At 52.3% G+C, this 22,850-nt stretch carries 19 protein-coding genes and 2 tRNA genes; 9 read left to right on the top strand and 12 right to left on the bottom strand.

From position 1 onward, the window contains the following. Positions 1-13 precede the first annotated feature (13 nt). The 7 genes from HMPREF0201_RS11010 to HMPREF0201_RS11040 form a co-directional block, all read right to left on the bottom strand. Complete coding sequence (locus HMPREF0201_RS11010) at positions 14-862, bottom strand: ion transporter (RefSeq protein WP_016536723.1); 849 nt, start codon at positions 860-862, stop codon at positions 14-16. A 51-nt stretch (positions 863-913) separates the two neighbouring features. After that, positions 914-1,918 carry a murein tripeptide/oligopeptide ABC transporter ATP binding protein OppF gene (gene oppF / locus HMPREF0201_RS11015; RefSeq protein ID WP_016536724.1) on the bottom strand — a complete coding sequence of 335 codons (1,005 nt, stop codon included), beginning with the start codon at positions 1,916-1,918 and terminating at the stop codon, positions 914-916. Next, positions 1,915-2,928 (bottom strand): ABC transporter ATP-binding protein, encoded by a 1,014-nt coding sequence (gene oppD, locus HMPREF0201_RS11020; RefSeq protein WP_039898291.1) that lies wholly within the window; start codon positions 2,926-2,928, stop codon positions 1,915-1,917. Before oppD ends, oppF begins: the two co-directional genes overlap by 4 nt. Before the next feature lie 10 nt (positions 2,929-2,938). Further along, a complete protein-coding gene (gene oppC, locus HMPREF0201_RS11025; RefSeq protein ID WP_039899326.1) occupies positions 2,939-3,847 on the bottom strand; it encodes an oligopeptide ABC transporter permease OppC in 909 nt (302 codons plus the stop codon). Positions 3,848-3,859: 12 nt separating this feature from the next. Continuing rightward, positions 3,860-4,780, bottom strand: coding sequence for an oligopeptide ABC transporter permease OppB (gene oppB / locus HMPREF0201_RS11030; protein WP_016536727.1), 921 nt, complete (start codon positions 4,778-4,780; stop codon positions 3,860-3,862). A gap of 108 nt (positions 4,781-4,888) precedes the next feature. Beyond that, a complete protein-coding gene (gene oppA, locus HMPREF0201_RS11035; RefSeq protein ID WP_016536728.1) occupies positions 4,889-6,520 on the bottom strand; it encodes an oligopeptide ABC transporter substrate-binding protein OppA in 1,632 nt (543 codons plus the stop codon). A gap of 799 nt (positions 6,521-7,319) precedes the next feature. Further along, on the bottom strand, positions 7,320-7,967 hold the full coding sequence (locus HMPREF0201_RS11040; protein ID WP_016536732.1) for a YchE family NAAT transporter: 648 nt from the start codon (positions 7,965-7,967) through the stop codon (positions 7,320-7,322). A gap of 475 nt (positions 7,968-8,442) precedes the next feature. Here HMPREF0201_RS11040 and adhE point away from each other — a divergent pair, with 475 nt between their 5' ends. After that, on the top strand, positions 8,443-11,115 hold the full coding sequence (gene adhE / locus HMPREF0201_RS11045) for a bifunctional acetaldehyde-CoA/alcohol dehydrogenase (RefSeq protein ID WP_016536734.1): 2,673 nt from the start codon (positions 8,443-8,445) through the stop codon (positions 11,113-11,115). Between the two features lie 119 nt (positions 11,116-11,234). Here the strand turns inward: adhE and tdk are convergent, their stop codons facing one another. Further along, positions 11,235-11,840 carry a thymidine kinase gene (gene tdk, locus HMPREF0201_RS11050; protein WP_016536735.1) on the bottom strand — a complete coding sequence of 202 codons (606 nt, stop codon included), beginning with the start codon at positions 11,838-11,840 and terminating at the stop codon, positions 11,235-11,237. A gap of 555 nt (positions 11,841-12,395) precedes the next feature. Between tdk and hns the strand changes: the two genes are divergently transcribed. Further along, positions 12,396-12,803 carry a histone-like nucleoid-structuring protein H-NS gene (hns, locus tag HMPREF0201_RS11055; RefSeq protein ID WP_016536737.1) on the top strand — a complete coding sequence of 136 codons (408 nt, stop codon included), beginning with the start codon at positions 12,396-12,398 and terminating at the stop codon, positions 12,801-12,803. A 704-nt stretch (positions 12,804-13,507) separates the two neighbouring features. On the opposite strand, the gene HMPREF0201_RS11060 is transcribed toward hns, so the two are convergent. The 4 genes from HMPREF0201_RS11060 to rssA all read right to left on the bottom strand — a co-directional run bounded on the left by HMPREF0201_RS11060 (position 13,508) and on the right by rssA (position 17,985). After that, a complete protein-coding gene (locus HMPREF0201_RS11060) occupies positions 13,508-14,848 on the bottom strand; it encodes a UDP-glucose dehydrogenase family protein (protein ID WP_016536740.1) in 1,341 nt (446 codons plus the stop codon). 24 nt (positions 14,849-14,872) lie between these two features. Continuing rightward, complete coding sequence (gene galU, locus HMPREF0201_RS11065; protein ID WP_016536741.1) at positions 14,873-15,781, bottom strand: UTP--glucose-1-phosphate uridylyltransferase GalU; 909 nt, start codon at positions 15,779-15,781, stop codon at positions 14,873-14,875. A 200-nt stretch (positions 15,782-15,981) separates the two neighbouring features. After that, positions 15,982-16,995: a two-component system response regulator RssB gene (rssB, locus tag HMPREF0201_RS11070; protein WP_016536743.1), complete on the bottom strand. Its 1,014-nt coding sequence runs from the start codon at positions 16,993-16,995 to the stop codon at positions 15,982-15,984. Positions 16,996-17,076: 81 nt separating this feature from the next. Beyond that, positions 17,077-17,985: a patatin-like phospholipase RssA gene (rssA, locus tag HMPREF0201_RS11075; RefSeq protein WP_016536744.1), complete on the bottom strand. Its 909-nt coding sequence runs from the start codon at positions 17,983-17,985 to the stop codon at positions 17,077-17,079. A 116-nt stretch (positions 17,986-18,101) separates the two neighbouring features. Here rssA and HMPREF0201_RS11080 point away from each other — a divergent pair, with 116 nt between their 5' ends. The 7 genes from HMPREF0201_RS11080 to arsA all read left to right on the top strand — a co-directional run bounded on the left by HMPREF0201_RS11080 (position 18,102) and on the right by arsA (position 22,838). Then, positions 18,102-18,557: a YchJ family protein gene (locus tag HMPREF0201_RS11080; RefSeq protein WP_071704093.1), complete on the top strand. Its 456-nt coding sequence runs from the start codon at positions 18,102-18,104 to the stop codon at positions 18,555-18,557. Positions 18,558-18,619: 62 nt separating this feature from the next. Then, the gene (gene purU, locus HMPREF0201_RS11085; RefSeq protein ID WP_016536746.1) at positions 18,620-19,462 is read left to right on the top strand and encodes a formyltetrahydrofolate deformylase; all 843 of its coding nucleotides are present in this window, start codon (positions 18,620-18,622) and stop codon (positions 19,460-19,462) included. Between the two features lie 156 nt (positions 19,463-19,618). After that, positions 19,619-19,703 (top strand) — tRNA-Tyr (locus HMPREF0201_RS11090). Between the two features lie 56 nt (positions 19,704-19,759). Continuing rightward, positions 19,760-19,844 (top strand) — tRNA-Tyr (locus HMPREF0201_RS11095). A gap of 231 nt (positions 19,845-20,075) precedes the next feature. Continuing rightward, complete coding sequence (locus tag HMPREF0201_RS11100; protein WP_039898293.1) at positions 20,076-20,621, top strand: sigma-70 family RNA polymerase sigma factor; 546 nt, start codon at positions 20,076-20,078, stop codon at positions 20,619-20,621. Positions 20,622-20,694: 73 nt separating this feature from the next. After that, positions 20,695-21,057, top strand: coding sequence for an arsenic metallochaperone ArsD family protein (locus HMPREF0201_RS11105; RefSeq protein WP_016536748.1), 363 nt, complete (start codon positions 20,695-20,697; stop codon positions 21,055-21,057). A 17-nt stretch (positions 21,058-21,074) separates the two neighbouring features. After that, complete coding sequence (arsA, locus tag HMPREF0201_RS11110; protein ID WP_039898294.1) at positions 21,075-22,838, top strand: arsenical pump-driving ATPase; 1,764 nt, start codon at positions 21,075-21,077, stop codon at positions 22,836-22,838. Positions 22,839-22,850 lie beyond the last annotated feature (12 nt).

The following is a 22,850-nucleotide window of genomic DNA, read 5'->3' on the forward strand; positions in this document are numbered from 1 at the left end:
CCGCCTGGCCGCGTTATTTTTCATCAAGCTTCGGTAAATGCTCTCCGCAGGTTTTACAGTAATGCGCATTGGCCGCATGATCCTGCTGATGGCAGCGCGTACATTCCCGCACTGAACGCCTTCTTTGCATATCCTGAGACATCTGAGAGGTTAAAATACCTGTCGGAATAGCAATCACCGAATAGCCAATCAAAATCAGCAGCGATGCAACAAAACGCCCGATGGCCGTATGCGGCACAATATCGCCGTAGCCCACCGTCGTCACCGTAACAACCGCCCAGTAGACCGAGACACCCAGGCTTGTGAAGCCATTGGCCTTCCCTTCTATGCCGTACATCAGCGCGCCCGCCGCCACCATCACGATGGCGATAAACGAATAGAACAGAATCAGCTGATTGCTGGCGTTAATCAGGCTGCGCCAGAGGCTCTTGAGGGCGGGCATATAACGTAGCAGCTTGAGAATACGCAGCACGCGAATCGCCCGCATCGCCCGCCAGGCAAAGTAGTAGTGAATGGCGAATTCAGGCCACAGCCACAGCACATAAAGCGGCAGCATGGTCGCGAGGTCGATAATCCCCCAGAAGCTAAAGACATAGCGTATGGGTTTCGGCCAGGTGAGCACGCGCAGAAAATATTCGCAGGTGAAAAGCAGCGTGAAGATAATTTCCAGCCAGATAAACAGGCGCCATTCGCCATAGGTCAGGCTCGGGTCGTTTCCCACGCTGGATTCGGTAAAGACAACGGCAACGCTAAGCAGCGCCAGCAGGCCACAGAACGCCTCAAAGCGGCGGCCGGAGCGGGTGTTTTGGTCGAACAGAAAGCGGTAAAGCAGCGCCCGAAATGATGAACTAGTCCCTGACACGATGATCCTCGCAAAAAAAAAGGGCCGGCTCGGTGCCGGCCCTTAGCGGGATTATAGCGGGTCAACCTTCAGACAGGAAACCGCGTGGCGGAAACTGCCTTCCAGTACCGGACGCGTTTTAGCGCATTCCGGCCCGGCAATCGGGCAGCGCGTACGGAACACGCAGCCTGAAGGCGGGTTGATAGGCGACGGCAATTCACCTTCCAGCAGCTGGATAGTTTTGTTCTTCTCCAGGTCCGGGTCGGGAATAGGCACAGCCGACATCAGCGCTTTGGTGTAAGGGTGCAGCGGGTTGTGGTAAACCTCGTCGTAGGTGCCGAGCTCTACCGCATGGCCGAGGTACATTACCAGCACGCGGTCAGAAATATGCTTAACTACCGCCAGGTCGTGGGCGATGAAGATAAGCGACAGGCCCATTTCGCGCTGCAGTTTTTGCAGCAGGTTAACCACCTGCGCCTGAATCGACACGTCCAGAGCGGAAACCGGCTCATCACAGATGATAAGCTTAGGCTCGAGGATAAGCGCGCGGGCAATCCCGATACGCTGACACTGGCCGCCGGAGAACTCGTGCGGATAGCGGTTCACCAGGTTCGGCAGCAGGCCGACTTTCATCATCATCGCCTTTACGCGGTCACGGACTTCCTGACGCGGCATTTTAGGATGATAAGTCAGCAGCGGCTCGGCGATAATATCCCCGATGTTCATACGCGGGTTCAGGGACGCCAGCGGATCCTGGAAAATCATCTGGATGTCGCTGCGCACGTCGCGCCACTCTTCCGGCTTCATTCCCAGCAGATCTTTACCCAGCCAGGCCACCCGGCCTTCGGTCGCTTTTACCAGGCCGATGATGGCGCGAGCAAATGTCGATTTACCGCAGCCGGACTCGCCCACCACGCCGAGGGTTTCCCCTTCGTACAGGCGCAGCGTTACGCCGTCCACGGCTTTCAGGGTTTTTGAAGGCTGCCAGAACCACTGTTTACCGTCTTTAATATCAAAGTGAACCTTGAGATCGGCAATTTCTAACAGAACTTTTCTCTCATCTGCAACGGTGCTCATACTAATTCCTCCACCGGTCTAAAGCAGGCGCGCAGGCGGCCTTCACCAAATTGCTCCAGTGGCGGAGCGCTATTACAAGCTTCCATTGCGAACTGGCAGCGAGGCTGGAACGGGCAGCCTTGCGGCAGGCGCAGCAGGTTCGGCGGGTTGCCGGGAATAGTCAGCAGCGCTTCCCCTTCGGCATCCAGACGCGGCACCGCGTTCAGCAGGCCAATAGAGTAAGGATGCACCGGCTGGTAGAACACATCCCGGGCTTTGCCATATTCCATGGTGCGCCCGGCGTACATCACCAGCACTTTATCGCAGATACCGGCTACCACGCCCAGGTCGTGGGTGATCATGATGATCGCGGTATTAAACTCGCGCTTCAGCTCGTTGAGCAGCGTCATTATCTGCGCCTGAACGGTAACGTCCAGCGCGGTAGTTGGCTCATCGGCAATCAGCAGTTTTGGACGACACAGCAGCGCCATAGCAATCATCACGCGCTGGCGCATACCGCCGGAAAATTCGTGCGGGAACATGCGCATACGCTTACGCGCTTCCGGCATTTTTACCGCATCCAGCATGCGCACGGACTCTTCAAACGCTTCCGCTTTGCCGAGTTTTTTGTGCAGCATCAGGACTTCCATCAGCTGATCGCCCACCCGCATATACGGGTTCAGGGAGGTCATCGGATCCTGGAAAATCATCGAGATTTGCTCGGCGCGCAGGCGGTTGAGCTGCGACTCCGGCAGGTTGAGGATCTCTTTACCGTTGAATTTAGCCGAGCCGCCGATGCGGCCGTTAGCCGCCAGCAGGCCCATCAGCGCAAACGCGGTCTGGGATTTACCTGAACCGGACTCACCCACGATACCCAGAGTTTCACCGGCACGCAGGCTGAAGTTGAGGTCATTGACCGCCGTTACGTCACCGTCAGGCGTTCCAAAGGTTACGCGCAAGTCTTTAACGTCGAGCAGCGCCCCGGATGTGTTCAGTGGAGTGGCCACCGCAGAGGTTTCAATTGTACTCATGGAGGACTCCTTAACGATCTTTCGGGTCGAGGGCATCACGCAGGCCATCGCCGATAAAGTTAAAACAGAACAGCGTAATCACCAGGAAGCCTGCCGGGAACAGCAGCAGCCACGGTGAAACCTCCATGGAATTGGCGCCATCGCTTAACAACGCGCCCCAGCTGCTCAGCGGCTCCTGGGTACCCAGACCGAGGAAGCTCAGGAATGATTCGAACAGGATCATGCTCGGCACCAGCAGCGAAGCGTAAACCACCACCACGCCCAGCACGTTCGGCACGATGTGGCGCAGCACGATATTGATGGTAGATACCCCGCCAACGTGGGCCGCTTCGATAAACTCTTTGCGTTTCAGGCTCAGGGTCTGGCCGCGCACGATACGCGCCATATCCAGCCATGAAACCATGCCGATAGCCACGAAGATAAGCAGGATGTTTTGCCCGAAGAAGGTCACCAGCAGAATAACGAAGAACATGAACGGGAAGGAGTTCAGGATCTCCAGCAGGCGCATCATTACCGAGTCGGTTTTGCCGCCGAGGTAACCCGCCAGGCAGCCGTAAAGCGTCCCGACGACGACGGCTACCAGCGCCGCTGCAACACCCACCATCAGGGAGATACGCCCCCCGATGGCCACGCGAACCAGCAGGTCACGGCCCGATGAGTCGGTGCCGAAGTAGTGCCCGGATGCCATATCAGGCGCCGCGGACATCATGCCCCAGTCGGTATCAAAGTAGGTAAATTGCGACAGAACCGGAGCCAGCGCCACGAACAACGCAATCAGCACCAGCACAACCAAACTGGTGATTGCCGCGCGGTTATGGATAAAACGGCGACGCGCATCCTGCCACAGGCTGCGGCCTTCAACTTCCAGTTTTTCACTGAAGTTTTCCAGCGCCTCGCTGTTTTTCTTAGTCAACATTATGGCCACTCCAGCTTAGTAACGGATTTTCGGATCGATAACGGCGTACAGCACGTCAACAATCGCGTTGAACAGAATCGTCAGCGCACCGACCAGAATGGTCAGGCTTAGAACCAGTGAGTAGTCACGGTTCAGCGCTCCGTTTACAAACAGCTGGCCGATACCCGGCAAACCATAAATCGTTTCAATAACCATTGAACCGGTGATTATCCCCACAAATGCTGGCCCCAGGTAGGAAAGTACCGGCAGCAGAGCGGGTTTCAGCGCATGGCGCAGTACGATGCGGCGCATCGGCAGGCCTTTAGCGCGGGCGGTACGGATAAAGTTCGAGTGCAGAACTTCAATCATCGAGCCGCGGGTAATACGCGCGATGCTGGCGATGTAGGCCAGAGATAAGGCAATCATCGGCAGTATCATGTACTTCGGCGCCCCACCGTTCCAGCCCCCTCCGGGAAGCCACTTCAGGGTGATGGCGAATATCAATACCAGCAACGGGGCCACCACGAAGCTGGGGATAACCACCCCCGTCATGGCAAAGCCCATTACCGTGTAATCCCATTTGGTGTTTTGATTAAGTGCCGCGACTACGCCCGCCGTTACGCCCAGCACGATGGCAAAGATGAAGGCGGCTGCGCCTAATTTCGCGGAAACCGGGAAGCTGGAAGCCACCAGGTCGTTCACAGAATAGTCTTTGTATTTAAACGACGGCCCAAAGTCCCCGTGCGCCAGCTGTTTTAAATAGCTGAAATACTGGGTCGTAATAGGATCGTTCAGGTGATACTTCGCTTCAATGTTCGCCATCACTTCCGGCGGCAGCGTACGTTCGCCGGTAAAAGGGCTACCCGGTGCGAGACGCATCATAAAGAAGGAGATCGTTATAAGAATAAAGAGTGTCGGAATTGCTTCCAGACAACGACGTAGAATAAATTTCAACATTGCCCGTACCTTCTGGCCTGTGCCTTTGCAGTGCGATGTAAATAAGACACGATGGGGCAAGACTGAGCCACCAGCCGCAGCCGGTGAGCCCTGCCCCACGAATTGCCATTAATGTTTGATAATGTACAAGTCTCTGACGTAGACATTATCCAGCGGGTCTTTACCGGTATAACCACCTACCCACGGCTTAACCAGGCGGGCGTTAACGTAGTAGTAAACCGGAACGATTGCTGAGTCTTTATCAAGCTGCTGCTCTGCTTTGTCGTACAGCGCAGTACGCTGAGCTTCGTCAGTCACCTGCAGAGTATCGGCAATGATTTTGTCGAACGCCGGGCTCTTATAGTGAGCGGTGTTGTTCGAGCTGTCGGACAGCATGGTGTTCAGGAAGGAGGTCGGTTCGTTGTAGTCCGCACACCAGCCAGCACGCGCCACGTCGAAGGTCCCCTGATGACGGGTATCCAGGAAGGTTTTCCATTCCTGGTTTTCCAGCTTGACGTTCACACCCAGGTTTTTCTGCCAGATGGAAGCCACGGCGATAGCCAGCTTCTTGTGCAGGTCAGAGGTGTTGTACAGCAGGTTGAAGGTCAGCGGTTTGTCTTTGGTGTAACCCGCTTCGGCCAGCAGTTTCTTAGCTTCTTCGTTACGTTTTTCCTGAGACCAGGTGAACCACTCTGGTTTGGTCAGTTTCGCGCCATCGGTATACGGTGGGGTGTAGCCGTAAGCAGGCAGGTCACCCTGGTTTTTCACTTTATTTACGATGATGTCACGATCCAGGCCCAGTTTCAGCGCGGTACGTACACGAGCGTCGGTAAACGGTGCTTTCTGGTTGTTGATCTCGTAGTAATAGGTGCACAGATACGGATCGGCGTGTACTTCAGTTGGGATCTCTTTCTTCAGCTTCTGGAACAACTCAATCGGCAGGTTGTTATAAGTCATGTCGATTTCGCCGCTGCGGTAGCGGTTTACGTCGGTAACTTCAGAAGAGATTGGCAGGTAGGTCACCTGGTTAATAACGGTTTTTTTGTTATTCCAGTAGTCGGTGTTACGCACCAGAACAATACGTTCGTTAACAACCCAGTCTTTTACTTTATAAGCACCGTTGGTCACGATGTTTGCTGGCTGAGTCCATTTGTCGCCGAATTTTTCAATGGTTGCTTTAGGAACCGGAGAAACGGACGGGTGAGTCAGCAGCTTGTAGAAATAAGGAACCGGCTCGCTAAGAGTCACTTCCAGAGTATTTGCGTCGATGGCTTTTACGCCCAGATCGCTGGTTGGTTTTTTACCGGCGATGATATCGTCGATATTAGCGAGGTGGCCGTATTGCAGGTAGCTTGCGTACGGGGAAGCGGTTTTCGGGTCAGCCAGGCGCTGCCAGCTGTAAACGAAGTCCTGAGCGGTAACAGGTTCGCCGTTAGACCATTTAGCGTCTTTACGCAGGTGGAAGGTCCAGACTTTAAAGTCTTTGTTATCCCATGACTCGGCAACGCCGGCGGTTGGGTGACCCTGCAGGTCGGTAACCAGCAGACCTTCAAACAGGTCGCGGCTGATGTTGGACTCCGGCACGCCTTCAATTTTGTGCGGGTCCAGAGATTGTGGTTCTGAACCGTTGTTACGAACCAGGTCTTGCTTCTCTGCCAGTTGAACACCCGCCGGGACGTCAGCCGCCATAGCGACATTGCCGGCAATTAGCGCAGTTAAAATGCCTGCTGCAATCAGGCTTTTTTTAGTGATGTTTGTCATTGTGTTGGTACTCCACTCATTATAATTACCGGCCCGAAAGCCGGCCTCTTCCCCTTGGGGTCCCTTACAGCGCAGGAGCGTTAAGCGTCCGTAGGGGATACTGCTTTTACTTCTCGCTATCACCGACTTTATTTTCGGGCCGTTCGATACGACAGCCTCATTACGTCGATTCTGTTATGCCGCCGATTGCGTGGTCGACGGCCGGTTGTTCGTTATCGCGATAGGCATGATTACGCTGCGTAATCATTCTCATCTGCAAAAGAAACTTTTTTCAGCGAATTGTTTTGCCCGGAAAGTATCAAAAGCTTCAGATACCCGCCAATACAATTTGCAAATTTGTTAACCATTTCTCTTTTATGGAGAGATTGTGGGGGAAGCGACGCTTAATAAGCTGCAACAGTAACTCACGCATAATCTTTATAATCATGGAGTTACTATGACATCGCCTCATCAGGAGGGAAGAACATGACTCACCCGCTACACCACTCACAAAAAATTAACAATTGGTTATTTTTTAGCACATTCCTCTGCGGGAAGGCATGAATTACTAATATCATCTCAATAAACCCGCAGCAAGCCTGATTGCATAACGGCGGCTAAATATAATTTCAATCGCCACTTTTATGTACAGCTTGTTACAAGGTCAACGGCTAATTAGCGGTTTTCCAAAGCATTTTCTTATGAATGATTCGCATATGCTTTTGCGAAAATGGAGCAATGTTTATTTGAATTTTTTATCTATAGAGAGAAAAAAAGCAGAATAGAGATTCTGCTTTTTCATTTGAAAGGGGCAGTCGAATTAACTTACTAAGCCGGGGAAAATGGCTTTCACGCCGGTAACAATAAATTCGATGCCGAGCGCCATTAAAAGCAGGCCCATGATACGGGTGATGACGTTGATGCCGGTTTGCCCGAGCATGCGCACCAGCCACGGAGCAATGCGGAACAGCAACCAACAGCTGAAGGCAAACAGCGCAATAGCAATAGAGAAACCGAGCAGATGGCCCCAGTTATGGTAGCGGCTTCCCCATACGATGGTGGAGCTGATTGCCCCCGGCCCCGCCATTAAAGGCAGCGCCAGCGGTACCACGCCCACGCTCTCGCGAATTGCGCTTTCCGACTTCTCCTGCTTGTTTTGTTTATCCTCGCCCAGTTTGCCGCTGATCATCGACATGGCGATGGTCACTACCAGAATGCCGCCGGCAATGCGGAACGAATCAATTGAAATGCCAAATACCTGCAAAATGCCATCACCAAGAAACAGCGAGGTCCAGAGAATAATGGCGACGGAAAGGTTGGCGGTGAGGTTGGTTTTATTTCTTGCAGCCGCGCTCTGATAGCTGGTCATGCTGATAAAGACAGGAATAATTCCTACCGGGTTGACCAGGGCAAACATCCCGATAAAAAACTTAATATAGGTTGGCAAGTCAAAAAAGGATTGGGCCACGCAAGACTCCGCAAATGAACAAAGCAAAAGCAGGCGTAATGTAATGGAAAACCGCCCCCGCCGCCACGCTATTTCCCTGCATAATCGACTGCCCTGACAACTAATTTTAGCAGCATGGCAAACTGTTACCCGAATGTTGAAAATATGGTAACGTGAGTTGTCGCCGTTGTGACTAAAATTTTAATGATTTTTCAAACACCTGGATACTGTTAGCTGAAAGGTGTCAGCATGAGATACTTGTGATGCAGATCACGAAAAACCTACTCAGAAGTGGGTACTCTTGGGGTCACCTGAAGAGCAGAAATAATATCTCCAGCGGCTTATTCAGGGTCAGGCTCTTTTAGTAAATCAGCGGACGATTTGAGTATTTACACGGTCACTTTTTGTCTTAACACGCAACCTGTTGCCTGCTGACTATACTGTCGACTCGCGCAGCTTATTTACTAAAAGAGTTTAACATTATCAGGAGAGCATTATGGCTGTAACTAATGTCGCGGAACTGAACGCCCTCGTAGAGCGCGTAAAGAAAGCCCAGCGTGAATATGCCAACTTTACTCAAGAGCAAGTCGACAAAATTTTCCGAGCTGCCGCCCTGGCCGCTGCCGACGCTCGAATCCCACTTGCAAAATTAGCCGTTGCCGAATCCGGTATGGGTATTGTCGAAGATAAAGTGATTAAAAACCACTTTGCTTCCGAATATATCTACAACGCCTATAAAGATGAAAAAACCTGCGGTGTGCTGTCTGAAGATCACACCTTCGGTACCATCACTATCGCTGAACCTATCGGTATCATCTGCGGTATCGTGCCAACCACCAACCCAACCTCTACCGCTATCTTCAAATCTTTAATCAGCCTGAAGACCCGTAACGCCATCATCTTCTCGCCACACCCGCGTGCTAAAGATGCAACCAACAAAGCAGCGGATATCGTGCTGCAGGCAGCAATCGCTGCCGGTGCACCGAAAGACCTGATCGGCTGGATCGATCAACCTTCCGTAGAACTGTCCAACGCTCTGATGCACCACCCGGATATCAATATGATTCTGGCAACCGGTGGCCCGGGCATGGTTAAAGCGGCTTATAGCTCCGGTAAACCTGCTATTGGCGTTGGCGCGGGTAACACCCCGGTTGTGGTTGACGAAACTGCCGACATCAAACGTGCTGTCGCGTCTATTCTGATGTCCAAAACCTTCGATAACGGCGTTATCTGTGCTTCTGAACAGTCCGTCATCGTGGTTGACTCTGCTTATAACGCAGTGCGCGAGCGCTTCGCTACCCACGGCGGCTACCTGCTGCAGGGTAAAGAGCTGAAAGCCGTTCAGGACATCATCCTGAAAAATGGCGCGCTGAATGCCGCAATCGTTGGCCAGCCTGCTGCCAAAATTGCTGAGCTTGCAGGTTTCACCGTCCCGGCTGATACCAAAATTCTGATTGGCGAAGTTTCAGTTGTTGACGAGTCCGAACCGTTCGCTCACGAAAAACTGTCTCCGACGCTGGCAATGTACCGCGCCAAAAACTTCGAAGACGCCGTGGTTAAAGCGGAAAAACTGGTAGAGATGGGCGGTATCGGCCATACCTCTTGCCTGTATACCGACCAGGACAACCAGCCTGAGCGCGTGAAGTTCTTCGGCGACAAAATGAAGACTGCACGTATCCTGATTAACACCCCGGCTTCTCAGGGTGGTATCGGTGACCTGTATAACTTCAAACTGGCCCCTTCCCTGACGCTGGGCTGTGGTTCATGGGGTGGTAACTCCATCTCTGAAAACGTGGGTCCGAAGCACCTGATCAACAAGAAAACCGTTGCTAAGCGAGCTGAGAACATGTTGTGGCATAAACTTCCGAAATCTATTTACTTCCGCCGTGGCTCCCTGCCAATTGCGCTGGACGAAGTGATTACTGATGGCCACAAACGTGCGCTGATCGTCACCGACCGCTTCCTGTTCAACAACGGCTACGCGGACCAGATTACCTCTGTTCTGAAAGCCGCTGGCGTTGAAACCGAAGTGTTCTTTGAAGTTGAAGCTGACCCAACGCTGACCGTTGTTCGCAAAGGCGCAGAGCTGGCTAACTCCTTTAAACCAGACGTGATTATCGCCCTGGGCGGCGGCTCCCCGATGGATGCTGCTAAAATCATGTGGGTGATGTACGAACATCCTGAAACCCACTTCGAAGAACTGGCGCTGCGCTTTATGGACATCCGTAAACGTATCTACAAGTTCCCGAAAATGGGCGTGAAAGCGAAAATGATCGCGGTCACCACCACCTCCGGTACCGGTTCTGAAGTTACGCCGTTTGCGGTTGTAACCGACGATGCAACCGGCCAGAAATATCCGCTGGCAGACTACGCGCTGACCCCGGATATGGCGATTGTTGATGCCAACCTGGTTATGGACATGCCTAAGTCCCTGTGCGCATTCGGCGGTCTTGATGCCGTGACTCACGCCCTGGAAGCTTACGTTTCTGTTCTGGCGAGCGAGTTCTCTGACGGCCAGGCTCTGCAGGCGCTGAAACTGCTGAAAGAAAACCTGCCGGCTTCTTATAATGAAGGTTCTAAAAACCCGGTCGCTCGCGAACGTGTTCACAACGCGGCAACCATCGCCGGTATCGCGTTTGCTAACGCCTTCCTGGGCGTGTGCCACTCAATGGCTCACAAACTGGGTTCTCAGTTCCACATTCCTCACGGTCTGGCGAACGCCCTGCTGATCTCCAACGTTATCCGCTATAACGCGAATGACAACCCAACCAAGCAGACTGCTTTCAGCCAGTACGACCGCCCTCAGGCACGTCGTCGCTACGCTGAAATCGCCGACCATCTGGGTCTGACCGCTGCGGGCGACCGTACTGCGGCTAAGATTGAGAAACTGCTGGCCTGGCTGGACACCATCAAAGCTGAACTGGGTATTCCTAAATCTATCCGTGAAGCTGGCGTGCAGGAAGCTGACTTCCTGGCCCACGTTGATAAGCTGTCTGAAGACGCATTCGATGACCAGTGTACCGGCGCTAACCCGCGCTATCCGCTGATTTCCGAGCTGAAACAGATCCTGCTGGATACTTTCTACGGACGTGAATACGTAGAAGGCGCGGCAGCAAAAGAAGCCGCTCCGGCAGCTAAAGCAGACAAGAAAGCGAAGAAAACCGCTTAATTGCCTCTGCCTTAAATAAAAAACCCGCCGAAAGGCGGGTTTTTTTATTGCTAAATAATCATTACAGACGCCAATGAGGCATTAAATACAGAAACTGAGGCTATCCCCCAATCACTCTTTTAACGCCCCTGAAGCTCCTGTAGAGAGCCTTTAGCCAGCGCCTCTTTATAATGCTTGCGGCAGACGGATACATAGCGCTCATTGCCGCCAATCACGACCTGCTCACCTTCATTATAAGGCCGCCCGGATTGGTCAAGGCGTAATACCATGCTGGCCTTACGCCCGCAGAAGCAAATAGTTTTCAGCTCAACAAGCTTATCTGACAGCGCCAGAAGATACTGGCTGCCGCTGAACAGCTCGCCGCGAAAATCCGTGCGCAGCCCGTAGCATAAAACCGGAATATCTAAATCATCAACCACGTCAGATAAAGCGTATACCTGCTCTTTGGTTAAAAACTGACTCTCATCTACCAGCACGCAGTGGACCGGAGCGGACTCCTGCTCGGCACAAATATCGGCAAATAAGTCTGTCGCCTGGTTATAAAGTTTTGCAGGGGATGACAGGCCTATACGCGAGCTGACTTTGCCAACCCCAAAACGATTATCGATCTCTGCGGTATACACCAGAGTACGCATCCCTCTTTCCTGGTAATTGTAGGAAGACTGAAGCAGTGCCGTTGATTTCCCCGCGTTCATTGCAGAGTAGTAAAAATAGAGTTGAGCCATTGCGTCTTTAGCCTGAATCAAAATGTAAATATTGTTGCTGGCGATTGTACCACAGCTCCAGGAGGCTGGGGATTCCCGATTTCCTTGCTAAACATCAGGATTAATAACATCAGATATATTAATAATAGCCGCCGCCGCCCTGCCTATTAGTAAGCGTTTATCTGAGCAAAAAGCCCTTAACAGAGGAGGTTACGGCTTTTTTATCGCCAACCGGAGTAATTGTTCAGCCACTCAATTATTATAAATTGTAAACAGTCGCTAAGGCCCATAACCATTAATAAGCAGCAGGAATATTTGATGATTAATGCGAAATTTTTATCTTTTCTACTCGCTAACAACCCCTGCAAGCACAAGGGTTGTTGTCTAAAATTTGAGTCTCAAAGCGCCATTTTCTGTGACCTGGCAGGCGAAAATTAAGTTAACCAAATTTAAACCATCGCATATATATCAGCAAATTTTGAATTCCTTACATTCACGGCTATTGCAGAACTTAATTTAACGCTCTATTATTAGCTCAAACGTCACCCCCCCAATAATAAGTTTGAGATTACTAAAATGAGCGAAGCACTTAAAATTCTGAACAACATCCGTACTCTTCGTGCCCAGGCAAGAGAATGCACCCTGGAAACTCTGGAAGAGATGCTGGAAAAATTAGAAGTTGTAGTTAACGAACGTCGCGAAGAAGAAAACGCGGCAGCCGCTGAAATTGAAGAGCGTACCCGTAAACTGCAGCAATACCGCGAAATGCTGATTGCTGACGGTATTGACCCGAACGAACTGCTGAACAGCATCGCTGCTGTTAAATCTGCAGGCAAAGCTAAACGCGCTGCACGTCCGGCTAAATATCAGTACATCGATGAAAACGGCGAAACCAAAACCTGGACTGGCCAGGGCCGTACTCCAGCAGTAATCAAAAAAGCAATGGAAGAGCAAGGTAAAAAGCTGGAAGATTTCCTGATCTAATTACCTTCAGTGCTGCTTATTAAGATCCCGCTTCGGCGGGATTTTTATTTTCAGTCCCCGGACAACACAAACTGCCCCTCCCCCGAAGGCCAGGCATGACGCGGCCTGCATTTGTTATTAACTCGAAGATGCCAATATTTTTTGATTCAATACCCGTCGGCAACTGCTGTTGCTTTCCTGCGTTAATCATAAACTTATGGATAAAATCGATTTATCGTTCTAAAGACTAATCCTTTTCTTAGCTCCGATATAACCCATAAGAATTATCCGAGCCAGGCAGGATATTACTGCATAAAGTTGGATGGACGGGATAACGTAGCCAGGCCACCGCCACGACCATAGCCTTAGGTTTAACGTAAGTTTCTTTACTTTTATTTCTCTCTCCCTCAATACGCCCCTATTAACTCACGGCGTGGAATGCCGTCCCCCCTTTTGTTTAACACGCTCCCCAACCCTGGCAGGAAACCCCGGAAGATTAAATAATGAACACATCTATCCCAGAGCAGTATTTCATTTGAAACGGCCACGTCCGGGCTATGTTTGACGAGATAGTAAACCAAAGGCCGAAATTAAGCGTAGAAGCGCTCAGGAGAGGTTTAAACGGAGCAGGAATAACAGAAGTGGTTAACACGTTACCGGCAGCGTACAGATACTTAAGCGTTTCTGTAGCGCCGGTAACTATAAATAACGTCAGAACGGGTTATTTAAGCAATACTGATGGAAGCGCCGCGGCCAATCGCATAATAGACGAAGCCACGCTTATTCAATCTCTCAGGGTCATACAGGTTACGACCATCAAAGATAACCGGCTGTTTCAGAGACTTCTTAATCAACTCGAAGTCCGGCGCTTTAAAGCTTTGCCATTCGGTACAGACCACCAGCGCATCGGCCCCCTGTAAAGCGGCCTCTTTAGTTCCCATCAGCCTGAAATCGCTGCGGTGACCATAAATACGCTGGGCCTCATCCATCGCCTCAGGGTCAAATGCCTGCACTTCAGCACCGCGCGCCCATAAATACTCGATGAGCACCCGGCTTGAAGCCTCGCGCATATCATCGGTATTTGGCTTAAAGGAAAGCCCCCATAGCGCAAAAGTTTTCCCTTTGAGATCATCGCCAAAATAGCGGGTCACAAATTCAGGAAGCTTTTGCTTCTGCGCGTAGTTCACTTCTTCCACCGCCTGCAGAATGCGCGGCGTGTAGCCAATCTGCTCTGCGGTGCGAATCAGCGCCTGTACGTCTTTAGGGAAACAGGAACCGCCATAACCGCAGCCGGGATAGATAAAGCTGTAGCCGATACGGGAATCAGAACCGATACCCATACGCACTTTCTCTATATCCGCGCCCAGACGTTCCGCGAGATTGGCAATCTCGTTCATAAAGCTGATTTTAGTCGCCAGCATGCAGTTAGCCGCATACTTGGTCAACTCCGCGCTGCGGATGTCCATCAGGATCATTCGGTCATGATTGCGGTTAAACGGCTCGTACAGCTCGCGTAGCAGATCGATGACTTCTTCGTTATCCGTCCCGATAACGATGCGTTCAGGACGCATACAGTCAGAAACCGCGGCGCCTTCTTTAAGGAACTCGGGGTTAGAGACCACGTCGAACCCGATCTCAACGCCACGCGCCTTGAGGGTTTCAGCCATTACCGCACGAACTTTATCTGCCGTGCCAACCGGCACCGTAGATTTGTCGATAACAACTTTATGCGAGTCCATATGCTGAGCAATAGTACGGGCTACGGCGGTCACATATTTTAAATCGGCAGAGCCGTCTTCGTCCGGCGGCGTGCCTACGGCGATATACTGCATTTCGCCGTGATGAACGCCCTGCTCAGCGTCGGTGCTGAACTGCAGGCGCCCTTCTTCAAAATTCTTTTTTACCAGCGGAGTCAGGCCGGGTTCAAAGATAGGGATTTCACCTTTTTTAAGGTTTTCCACTTTCTTTGCGTCCACGTCGATGCACATAACATCGTGCCCGACGTCGGCGAGTACGGCAGCCTGCACCAGGCCAACGTAGCCAATACCAAATACGGTAACTTTCATCTTACCATCCTGCGTTGAATTGAATTATTTCTTCGCGCCAACGGTGGCTTCCAGCCAGGTTTTAAAGTCTTCGCCCAGCGTCTTATGACGAATACCGTACTCAACAAACGCCTGCATATAGCCCAGTTTGTTGCCGCAATCGTGGCTTACGCCTTTCATGTGATAGGCTTCAACGGTCTCTTTATCCATCAGCATGGCGATAGAGTCAGTCAGCTGAATCTCGTCCCCTGCGCCCGGAGGCGTTTTCGCCAGCAGCGGCCAAATATCGGCGCTCAGCACGTAGCGACCCACAACCGCCAGGTTAGATGGCGCAACGTCTGCTTTTGGTTTTTCGACGATGCCAACCATCGGCACGCTATCGCCTGCAGAAAGCGCGGCGCCTTTACAGTCAACTACGCCGTAGGCGGTAACGTCGGCAACCGGCTCAACCATAATCTGGCTGTGGCCCGTTGTATCAAAACGGCGGATCATTTCGGCCAGGTTATCCTGGGAAAGATCGGATTCGAATTCATCGAGGATAACGTCCGGCAGAATAACCGCTACCGGCTCGTCGCCCACAACCGGGTGTGCGCACAGCACCGCGTGGCCGAGGCCTTTAGCCAGACCCTGACGCACCTGCATGATGGTAACGTGCGGCGGGCAGATGGACTGAACTTCTTCCAGAAGCTGGCGTTTAACGCGCTTCTCAAGCATCGCTTCCAGCTCAAAACTGGTATCGAAATGGTTTTCGATGGAGTTTTTAGAAGAGTGGGTAACCAGCACGATTTCGGTAATACCGGCGGCGATACATTCATTAACGACATACTGAATCAGCGGTTTATCAACCAGCGGCAGCATCTCTTTTGGAATTGCCTTTGTTGCCGGCAACATGCGCGTTCCCAATCCCGCAACCGGGATAACAGCTTTCGTTACTTTAGAATTAATGGCAGCCATTGAAAAACCTCCAGGACTGTTCAAGTTTCACACTTGTCGTCAATTTAAAAACGCGGTTGAGTATATCAGCTTAAAAACAAAAACCGCCCCTGTTTACCCCGGCAGCGGTTAATTTAAGACAAATACGATTAGGTTGAGCGCGATATTACCACCACGCTGCTTACAGAAGAAAAGCTAAATGTAATCAGTTGTTCCGCTGTTTATTCTGCGGACAACATCAGCCGTAAGCGGCCTCCGGAACCCCACACCTGGCACTGCCAGGCGGCGCTGCGTTGGCTGATTTGGTTAAGGTAGGTGTTACCCAGCGTACCAAGCGGCACCCCATTGCTGACCTGAATTTGGTGTTCTCCGGTATTTAACGTGGCATTAAGCCCGGCGGAAACAAGGATAAGGTTTTTTAATCCGCTGTGATAATAACCAACCATTAAAGGAAATTGCCCGCTGAGGTTTGCCTGGCGCAATAGCTGATTGACCTGTTTAAGTAAATTTCCTAATTCCGGAAGGCGTTGACCATGATGAGAAAGTTGTTCCTGCAATAGCCCGTTGAATAACGCGCGTAACAACAGCGCGGCTAATACACCGTTATCTCCGGCGCGGGTAACATCCAGGCAATAAAAAGCTAAGTCATTATCCGAAAGTGGTGCAATATCGAGCACCAGCCCCGGCTGATCGACCGAGATAAGCTGGCGATAATTTATCCTGCAATGCGATATCACTTGCTGAACAGGCGGCTGCAGCTCCTGTAATAGTTTAGAAGCCGCCTGGGGGTCCTGCACCAGGGCGTCCCAGTCCTGAAACAGCCGCTCTTCTTCTTCCACACGGGAATTAAACATGGTCGGGTAGAGGCAGGATAAAACGGTGTCTTTTAACCGATTAAGATCTTTAATCGGTTTCAGCAAGACATCCTGCACTCCAAGACGCAGCGCCTGCGCGATATCGGACATATTTTCGGTAGCAGAAATCACTAAGATAGGCGTCTGGTCGCCTTCATTACGAATGTGCTCCACCAGCTCAAGGCCGTTCATTCTCGGCATGGCTAAATCGCAAATCAGCAAATCCACTGAATGGCCGGCGAGTTTCTCCAGAGCATCCACGCCGTCCCATGCCAGATGGGTCATTCCACCAAGTGAAGTCAGATAGCTGTCCAGCAGGGAGCGGAAAACCGGCTCGTCTTCAACAATGAGGATCTGTTTTCCTTCCAGCGGCTGGCTCATGCGCACTCCCCTGCCCGACAATAATTAAATAGTGGCACGGTATTGCAACAAGCGCCTGTAAGAATCGCCTGAAGCCGTAACTTATACATGAGTACGAACCAGCGGTAGAAGCTCATCCATCTTTTTCTCAACCGCGAGACTGCCCGCTGCAATCGCTTCAGATGCGCGGTGAAAGTCGAGCGTGGAAATTTGCGGGCAAAACGGCTGTAAAAGAATATCGGGCGGGTCTCCCGCCATGCGGTTACGCTTGAGGCGATTTTCCAGCACCTGAATAGAGGTCGTCATTATTTCCATTGCCGTTGGCGTCACGTTAGCCCGGCGGGAGGTCATTTTCCCTAACCGTTCACGTAATCGGCCACGCCAGTTTGTGGCCTGCGGGTGATTATCCTCGCTGGACGGCGTCATATTCACCGAGAGTAAATCCTGCTGCATCAGGTGCGCATCGTGCTGTAGATCAACGGCTATCACAATATCGGCCCCCAGCGCGCGGGTTAATGAAACGGGCACAGGGTTCACAATAGCGCCATCCACCAGCCAGTAGCCGTTGTGGGCAACGGGCGACAGTAAACCCGGCATGCTGCAAGAGGCGCGAACGGCCTGGTGCAAATCGCCTTCGGTAAACCAGAGCTCTCGCCCGGTGCTAAGATTGGTAGCCACCGCACCGAAACGCAGGCCGCAGCCTTCAATCATCGTTTCGGGGATAATATGGCGGATATTATTGAACACCCGCTCGCCTCGCAGCAGGCCGCCGCGACGCCAGGAAAGATCCATCAGCCGCAACACGTCCCAGTAGCTAAATGAGCGAACCCATCGCTCCATTACCGGCAGGCGCTGGCTCGCATAGGCAGCGCCCACCAGCGCACCTACGGAGCAACCTGCCACGACATCAATCTGGATCCCTGCTTTTTTTAACGCATTGATAACGCCAATGTGCGCCCATCCTTTTGCAGCACCCGACCCTAATGCCAGGCCGATCTTTACCTGTCTCATCACGCCTCGGTCAATCTTCCCCGGTAATCACTCCGTGACGCCAACGCCACTGCTCAGTTAACATAACCGCTGCCGTAGTGTTATTGACGCCGTTTATATTTTTTCCTGGAGATGCAATGTTGCAACTTTGTCCATGTGGCAGCGGTCTGGAGTATAGCTTATGTTGCCAGCCTTACCTAAGCGCCGGCCAGCATCCGCAACGTCCGTCACAGCTTATGCGCTCTCGTTATACCGCTTTCGTCCTACAAGATGCGGACTATCTGGTTTCCAGCTGGCACGAGAGCTGCCGCCACCCCACGTTTAAATCAGAAATATCCGGCGGTTTTGGCGCCACCGAATGGCTTGGCCTTACCGTCTATGAAGAAGCCGAAGGCAGTAACGAAAACGAAGGATATGTCAGCTTTGTTGCCCGTTTTAATGAAAACGGCAAGCAAAGCGCGATAATCGAACGTTCACGCTTCGTCAGAGAAAATGGCCGGTGGTACTATATAGACGGCCAGCGGCCTCAGTTTGGTCGTAATGACCCCTGCCCTTGCGGCTCAGGTAAAAAATATAAAAAATGCTGCGGATGATAGCCTTCGCCGCCTAACAGCATTATTGTTTGCAAACACCGTTCAACAGGATTTACCACTTCATGCAGGCATTACAACGTAAAGTTCTCCGCACTATCTGCCCCGATCAGAAGGGGTTGATCGCACGAATCACTAATATTTGCTACAAGCACGAACTCAATATCGTTCAGAATAACGAATTCGTCGATCATCGCACCGGGCGCTTTTTCATGCGTACCGAGCTGGAAGGCATTTTCAACGACACCACGCTGCTGGCCGACCTCGACAGCGCATTACCGGAAGGCTCCATTCGCGAATTAACGCCTGCGGGCCGCCGCCGCATCGTCATTCTGGTCACCAAAGAAGCTCATTGCCTGGGCGACTTGCTGATGAAGGCCAACTATGGCGGGCTGGATGTAGAAATCGCCGCGGTCATCGGCAACCACGAAACGCTGCGCACCTTAGTGGAACGTTTTGATATTCCGTTCCAGCTGGTCAGCCACGAAGGCATGACGCGTGAAGAGCACGACACGTTGATGGCCGACGCCATTGCCGCCCACAATCCGGATTACGTGGTGCTGGCGAAATACATGCGTGTGCTGACGCCTGAATTTGTCTCCCGCTTCCCGAACCAGATTATCAATATTCACCACTCGTTCCTGCCTGCCTTTATCGGCGCGCGCCCGTACCATCAGGCATATGAACGCGGAGTGAAGATTATCGGCGCCACCGCGCATTACGTTAACGATAATCTCGATGAAGGCCCAATCATCATGCAGGACGTTATCCACGTCGACCACACCTATACCGCAGACGATATGATGCGCGCAGGCCGTGACGTAGAGAAAAACGTGCTCAGCCGCGCGCTGTACGAAGTGCTGGCGCAGCGGGTCTTCGTTTACGGCAACCGCACCATTATTCTGTAATCACCCGGAAAATGAATTGTTTAGCTTTACGGCGTTACGAGTAAAAAAACGGCAAACGATTCATTTTCTTAAAGTGAAAGCTTTACAGCGGCGCTTCATTTGATATGATGCGCCCCGCTTCCCGCAAGGAAGCAGGCCAGTAAAAGCATTGCCCCAGGCGGGGTTCCCGAGCGGCCAAAGGGAGCAGACTGTAAATCTGCCGTCATCGACTTCGAAGGTTCGAATCCTTCCCCCGCCACCATTCAATACGCAGTAAAGCAGCAATAATCAGTACCACGCTCAAAGTATCATACCCCTGGCGGGGTTCCCGAGCGGCCAAAGGGAGCAGACTGTAAATCTGCCGTCATCGACTTCGAAGGTTCGAATCCTTCCCCCGCCACCATCTCTCAGAAAAACACCAAACTTTCAAATCTGTAAAATATTCTCATATTCCCGTTGGGGAAGGACGAGAAGCTTCGACTAAGGTTCGACTCACGCCAGTGAGAACGCGCACTGCGCGATCATCCTTCCCCCGCCACCCTCTCTCAGAAAAAACCAAATCAGACCTGCAAACCATTCCTGACATAACCCAAACTGCGTTATGCTATTCCGGCTATTGTTCGGAGAAATTAAGATGTCCGTTATAAAAGAATTCAACGCCTGCATGACCACTTTCTGGCACCAGCATCAGGCGGAGCTCTATCATTTCTTGCTCGCCAGAACCGCCAGCCCGGACCAGGCAGCCGATATGATGCAGGAGCTTTTCCTTAAGGCACGAGCCACCCCGGACACATTTTGCGATATGGCGCATCCTCTCGCCTGGTTATACCGGGCTGCCAGAAATATGCTGATTGACCAACATCGCCTGAAAAAAGAGTTCACCGGACTAACGGACGACATGCCGCAGTCCCGGTCAGACACCGATCCCGTCGCTCAGCTTGAACGTTGCCTGCCTGAAACGCTCCAGGCGATGCCCGAGGACGAAGCCTGGCTGATTGAGCAATGCGATATCTTTGGCCGCCCTCAACAGCACCTGGCGGACGAGCTGAATATAACGCTTGCGGCACTGAAATCCCGCCTTTTACGAGCCAGAACCCGGTTAAGAGAAAAGCTGATTGAGCTATGCGAAATCGAACCGGACGGCGGCTCTGCCGTTTGTTGCCATAAAAATATGAATTAATCGCGCATCCTTTCCGCCATTCATTCGTTTACCTCATTGCCACACTTCGTGGCTAAACATTGAGGCAAACACTATGTCCCGTATTGAAATCTTTGAAGCCGCCGGCTGCTGCGCTACCAGTGGCGTGACGGTCCAGGACTCCGCCCTGCAGTGGAACGCGGACCTCCAATGGGCCAGGCAGAACGGTATTAGCATTCAGCGCTATAGCCTGGCAAAAAACCCACAGAGTTTTATTACCAATCCGCTAGCTCAGGCGTTTCTTAACAGCGCAGGGCCAGGCGCTCTGCCCCTCATCTTGCTTGATGGTGCTCAGGTTATGGCCGGTCAACTCCCGAGCCGTGCGGATCTCGCCCGCTGGGCGGACGTTCCTTTCAGTCAGGACTGGGACGATGACCGCGCCATACCAGCCTGCTGTAACATTCCCCGCCTGCCTTAACTTGCCCGGAGATAATGATGAACATTTCTTTTCTAAAAGACATTCCCCAGTTTATTTTTTTCACCGGCAAAGGCGGCGTTGGCAAAACGTCGCTGGCCTGCTCAACGGCGGTCTGGCTGGCTAACCAGGGTAAAAAAACATTACTGGTCAGCACCGACCCCGCTTCCAACATCGCGCAGGTGTTCAACCAGCCGATCGGGCACCGAATTACCGGAATCAGCCAGGTCCCGCCGTTGGATGCAATGGAAGTTGATCCGATGGCCGCCGCCCAGGCCTACCGCGACCGGGTGCTTGACCCGGTACGAGACCAAATGCCGGCCGATGTTGTCAGCAGTATTGAAGAGCAGCTTTCCGGCTCCTGCACCACCGAAATAGCCGCTTTCGATGAATTCACCGCCCTGCTAACAAGCGCTGAACTGCGTGAGAAATACCAGCATATCGTGTTCGACACTGCGCCTACAGGACACACCATCCGCATGCTTGAGCTGCCGGGAGCCTGGAGCGGCTATCTCGACGCCAACCCGGATGCCGCCGCAAATCTCGGACCGCTTGTCGGGCTGGAAAAACAGCAGCATCAATACGCCAATGCGGTGAAAGCCCTGTCGGACGCCGCTCTTACCAGGCTGGTGCTGGTCGCCAGAGCGCAAACATCGACGCTAAAAGAGGTGGCGCACACCCATGATGAACTCTATCAGCTTGGCCTGAAACACCAACATCTTGCGATAAATGGCGTGCTTTCTCCTCTGGCAGAACAGGCCGATCCTTTGGTGCGAAGCATCCTGGCCCGGGAAGAAAAAGCGCTGCACGAGATGCCGACTAATTTGGCGAGCCTGCCGCGAACAGAACTCCCGCTAAAAGCGTTTAATCTGGTTGGTGTGGAAGCGCTCAGGGCATTACTTACGGAAGATAGCGGTGAAATCAAGCCACATACTGCGCCTGACGCCGACGGCGAAATAGCGCTCCCGGCGCTATCAACTCTGGTGGATGAACTTAGCCAGTCCGGCAACGGTCTGGTGATGACCATGGGCAAAGGCGGCGTAGGGAAAACCACCGTAGCCGCCTCGATTGCCGTTTCTCTGGCAAAACGCGGCCATAAAGTACACCTGACAACCTCTGACCCCGCAGCACATCTTTCTTATACTCTGGCCGACTCAATACCCGGCCTGGTCGTGAGCCGTATCGATCCTAAAGTCGAGACGGAACGCTATCGCCGTTTCGTTCTTGATAACCAGGGGAAAACGCTCGATGCCGCAGGCCGGGCTGTGCTGGAAGAAGATCTTCGCTCTCCCTGTACCGAAGAGATTGCGGTATTTCAGGCCTTCTCCCGCATTATCAAACAGGCGGAAGACAGTTTTGTGATTATGGATACCGCCCCCACCGGGCACACGCTGCTGCTGCTCGATGCTACCGGCGCCTACCATAAAGAAATGGTGAGGCAGATGGGCCAGTCGGAAGAGCGAATGATCACCCCGATGATGCAGCTCCAGGATCCCACACGGACAAAAGTTATTATCGTCACGCTTGCCGAGACCACTCCGGTGCTTGAGGCAGTGAACCTGCAAAACGACCTCCGCCGGGCCAGAATAGAACCATGGGCATGGGTTATTAATAATAGTATCGCCGCAGCCAGGCCTTCCTCCCCGCTGTTAAAAGCCAGGGCGGGTAATGAGCTGCCGCTTATCCGGGAGGTCAAAGAGACTCATGCCGGGCGTGTAGCGCTGGCATCGCTACAAAGTGAAGAACCGATCGGCATAGCGTTATTACAGAAAATGGCCGAATAGCCTAATCGAAAT

It is taken from the genome of Cedecea davisae DSM 4568 (assembly GCF_000412335.2).
GTDB lineage: Bacteria > Pseudomonadota > Gammaproteobacteria > Enterobacterales > Enterobacteriaceae > Cedecea > Cedecea davisae.

Bases quoted from the DNA above. Each gene is read 5' to 3' on its own strand.
- oppA (WP_016536728.1), bottom strand. From the start codon at position 6,520: ATGACAAACATCACTAAAAAAAGCCTGATTGCAGCAGGCATTTTAACT.
- oppD (WP_039898291.1), bottom strand. From the start codon at position 2,928: ATGAGTACAATTGAAACCTCTGCGGTGGCCACTCCACTGAACACATCC.
- HMPREF0201_RS11060 (WP_016536740.1), bottom strand. From the start codon at position 14,848: ATGAAAGTTACCGTATTTGGTATTGGCTACGTTGGCCTGGTGCAGGCT.
- tdk (WP_016536735.1), bottom strand. From the start codon at position 11,840: ATGGCTCAACTCTATTTTTACTACTCTGCAATGAACGCGGGGAAATCA.
- oppB (WP_016536727.1), bottom strand. From the start codon at position 4,780: ATGTTGAAATTTATTCTACGTCGTTGTCTGGAAGCAATTCCGACACTC.
- adhE (WP_016536734.1), top strand. From the start codon at position 8,443: ATGGCTGTAACTAATGTCGCGGAACTGAACGCCCTCGTAGAGCGCGTA.
- rssA (WP_016536744.1), bottom strand. From the start codon at position 17,985: ATGAGACAGGTAAAGATCGGCCTGGCATTAGGGTCGGGTGCTGCAAAA.
- HMPREF0201_RS11105 (WP_016536748.1), top strand. From the start codon at position 20,695: ATGTCCCGTATTGAAATCTTTGAAGCCGCCGGCTGCTGCGCTACCAGT.
- oppF (WP_016536724.1), bottom strand. From the start codon at position 1,918: ATGAGCACCGTTGCAGATGAGAGAAAAGTTCTGTTAGAAATTGCCGAT.
- galU (WP_016536741.1), bottom strand. From the start codon at position 15,781: ATGGCTGCCATTAATTCTAAAGTAACGAAAGCTGTTATCCCGGTTGCG.
- hns (WP_016536737.1), top strand. From the start codon at position 12,396: ATGAGCGAAGCACTTAAAATTCTGAACAACATCCGTACTCTTCGTGCC.
- arsA (WP_039898294.1), top strand. From the start codon at position 21,075: ATGAACATTTCTTTTCTAAAAGACATTCCCCAGTTTATTTTTTTCACC.
- HMPREF0201_RS11080 (WP_071704093.1), top strand. From the start codon at position 18,102: ATGTTGCAACTTTGTCCATGTGGCAGCGGTCTGGAGTATAGCTTATGT.
- purU (WP_016536746.1), top strand. From the start codon at position 18,620: ATGCAGGCATTACAACGTAAAGTTCTCCGCACTATCTGCCCCGATCAG.
- rssB (WP_016536743.1), bottom strand. From the start codon at position 16,995: ATGAGCCAGCCGCTGGAAGGAAAACAGATCCTCATTGTTGAAGACGAG.
- HMPREF0201_RS11100 (WP_039898293.1), top strand. From the start codon at position 20,076: ATGTCCGTTATAAAAGAATTCAACGCCTGCATGACCACTTTCTGGCAC.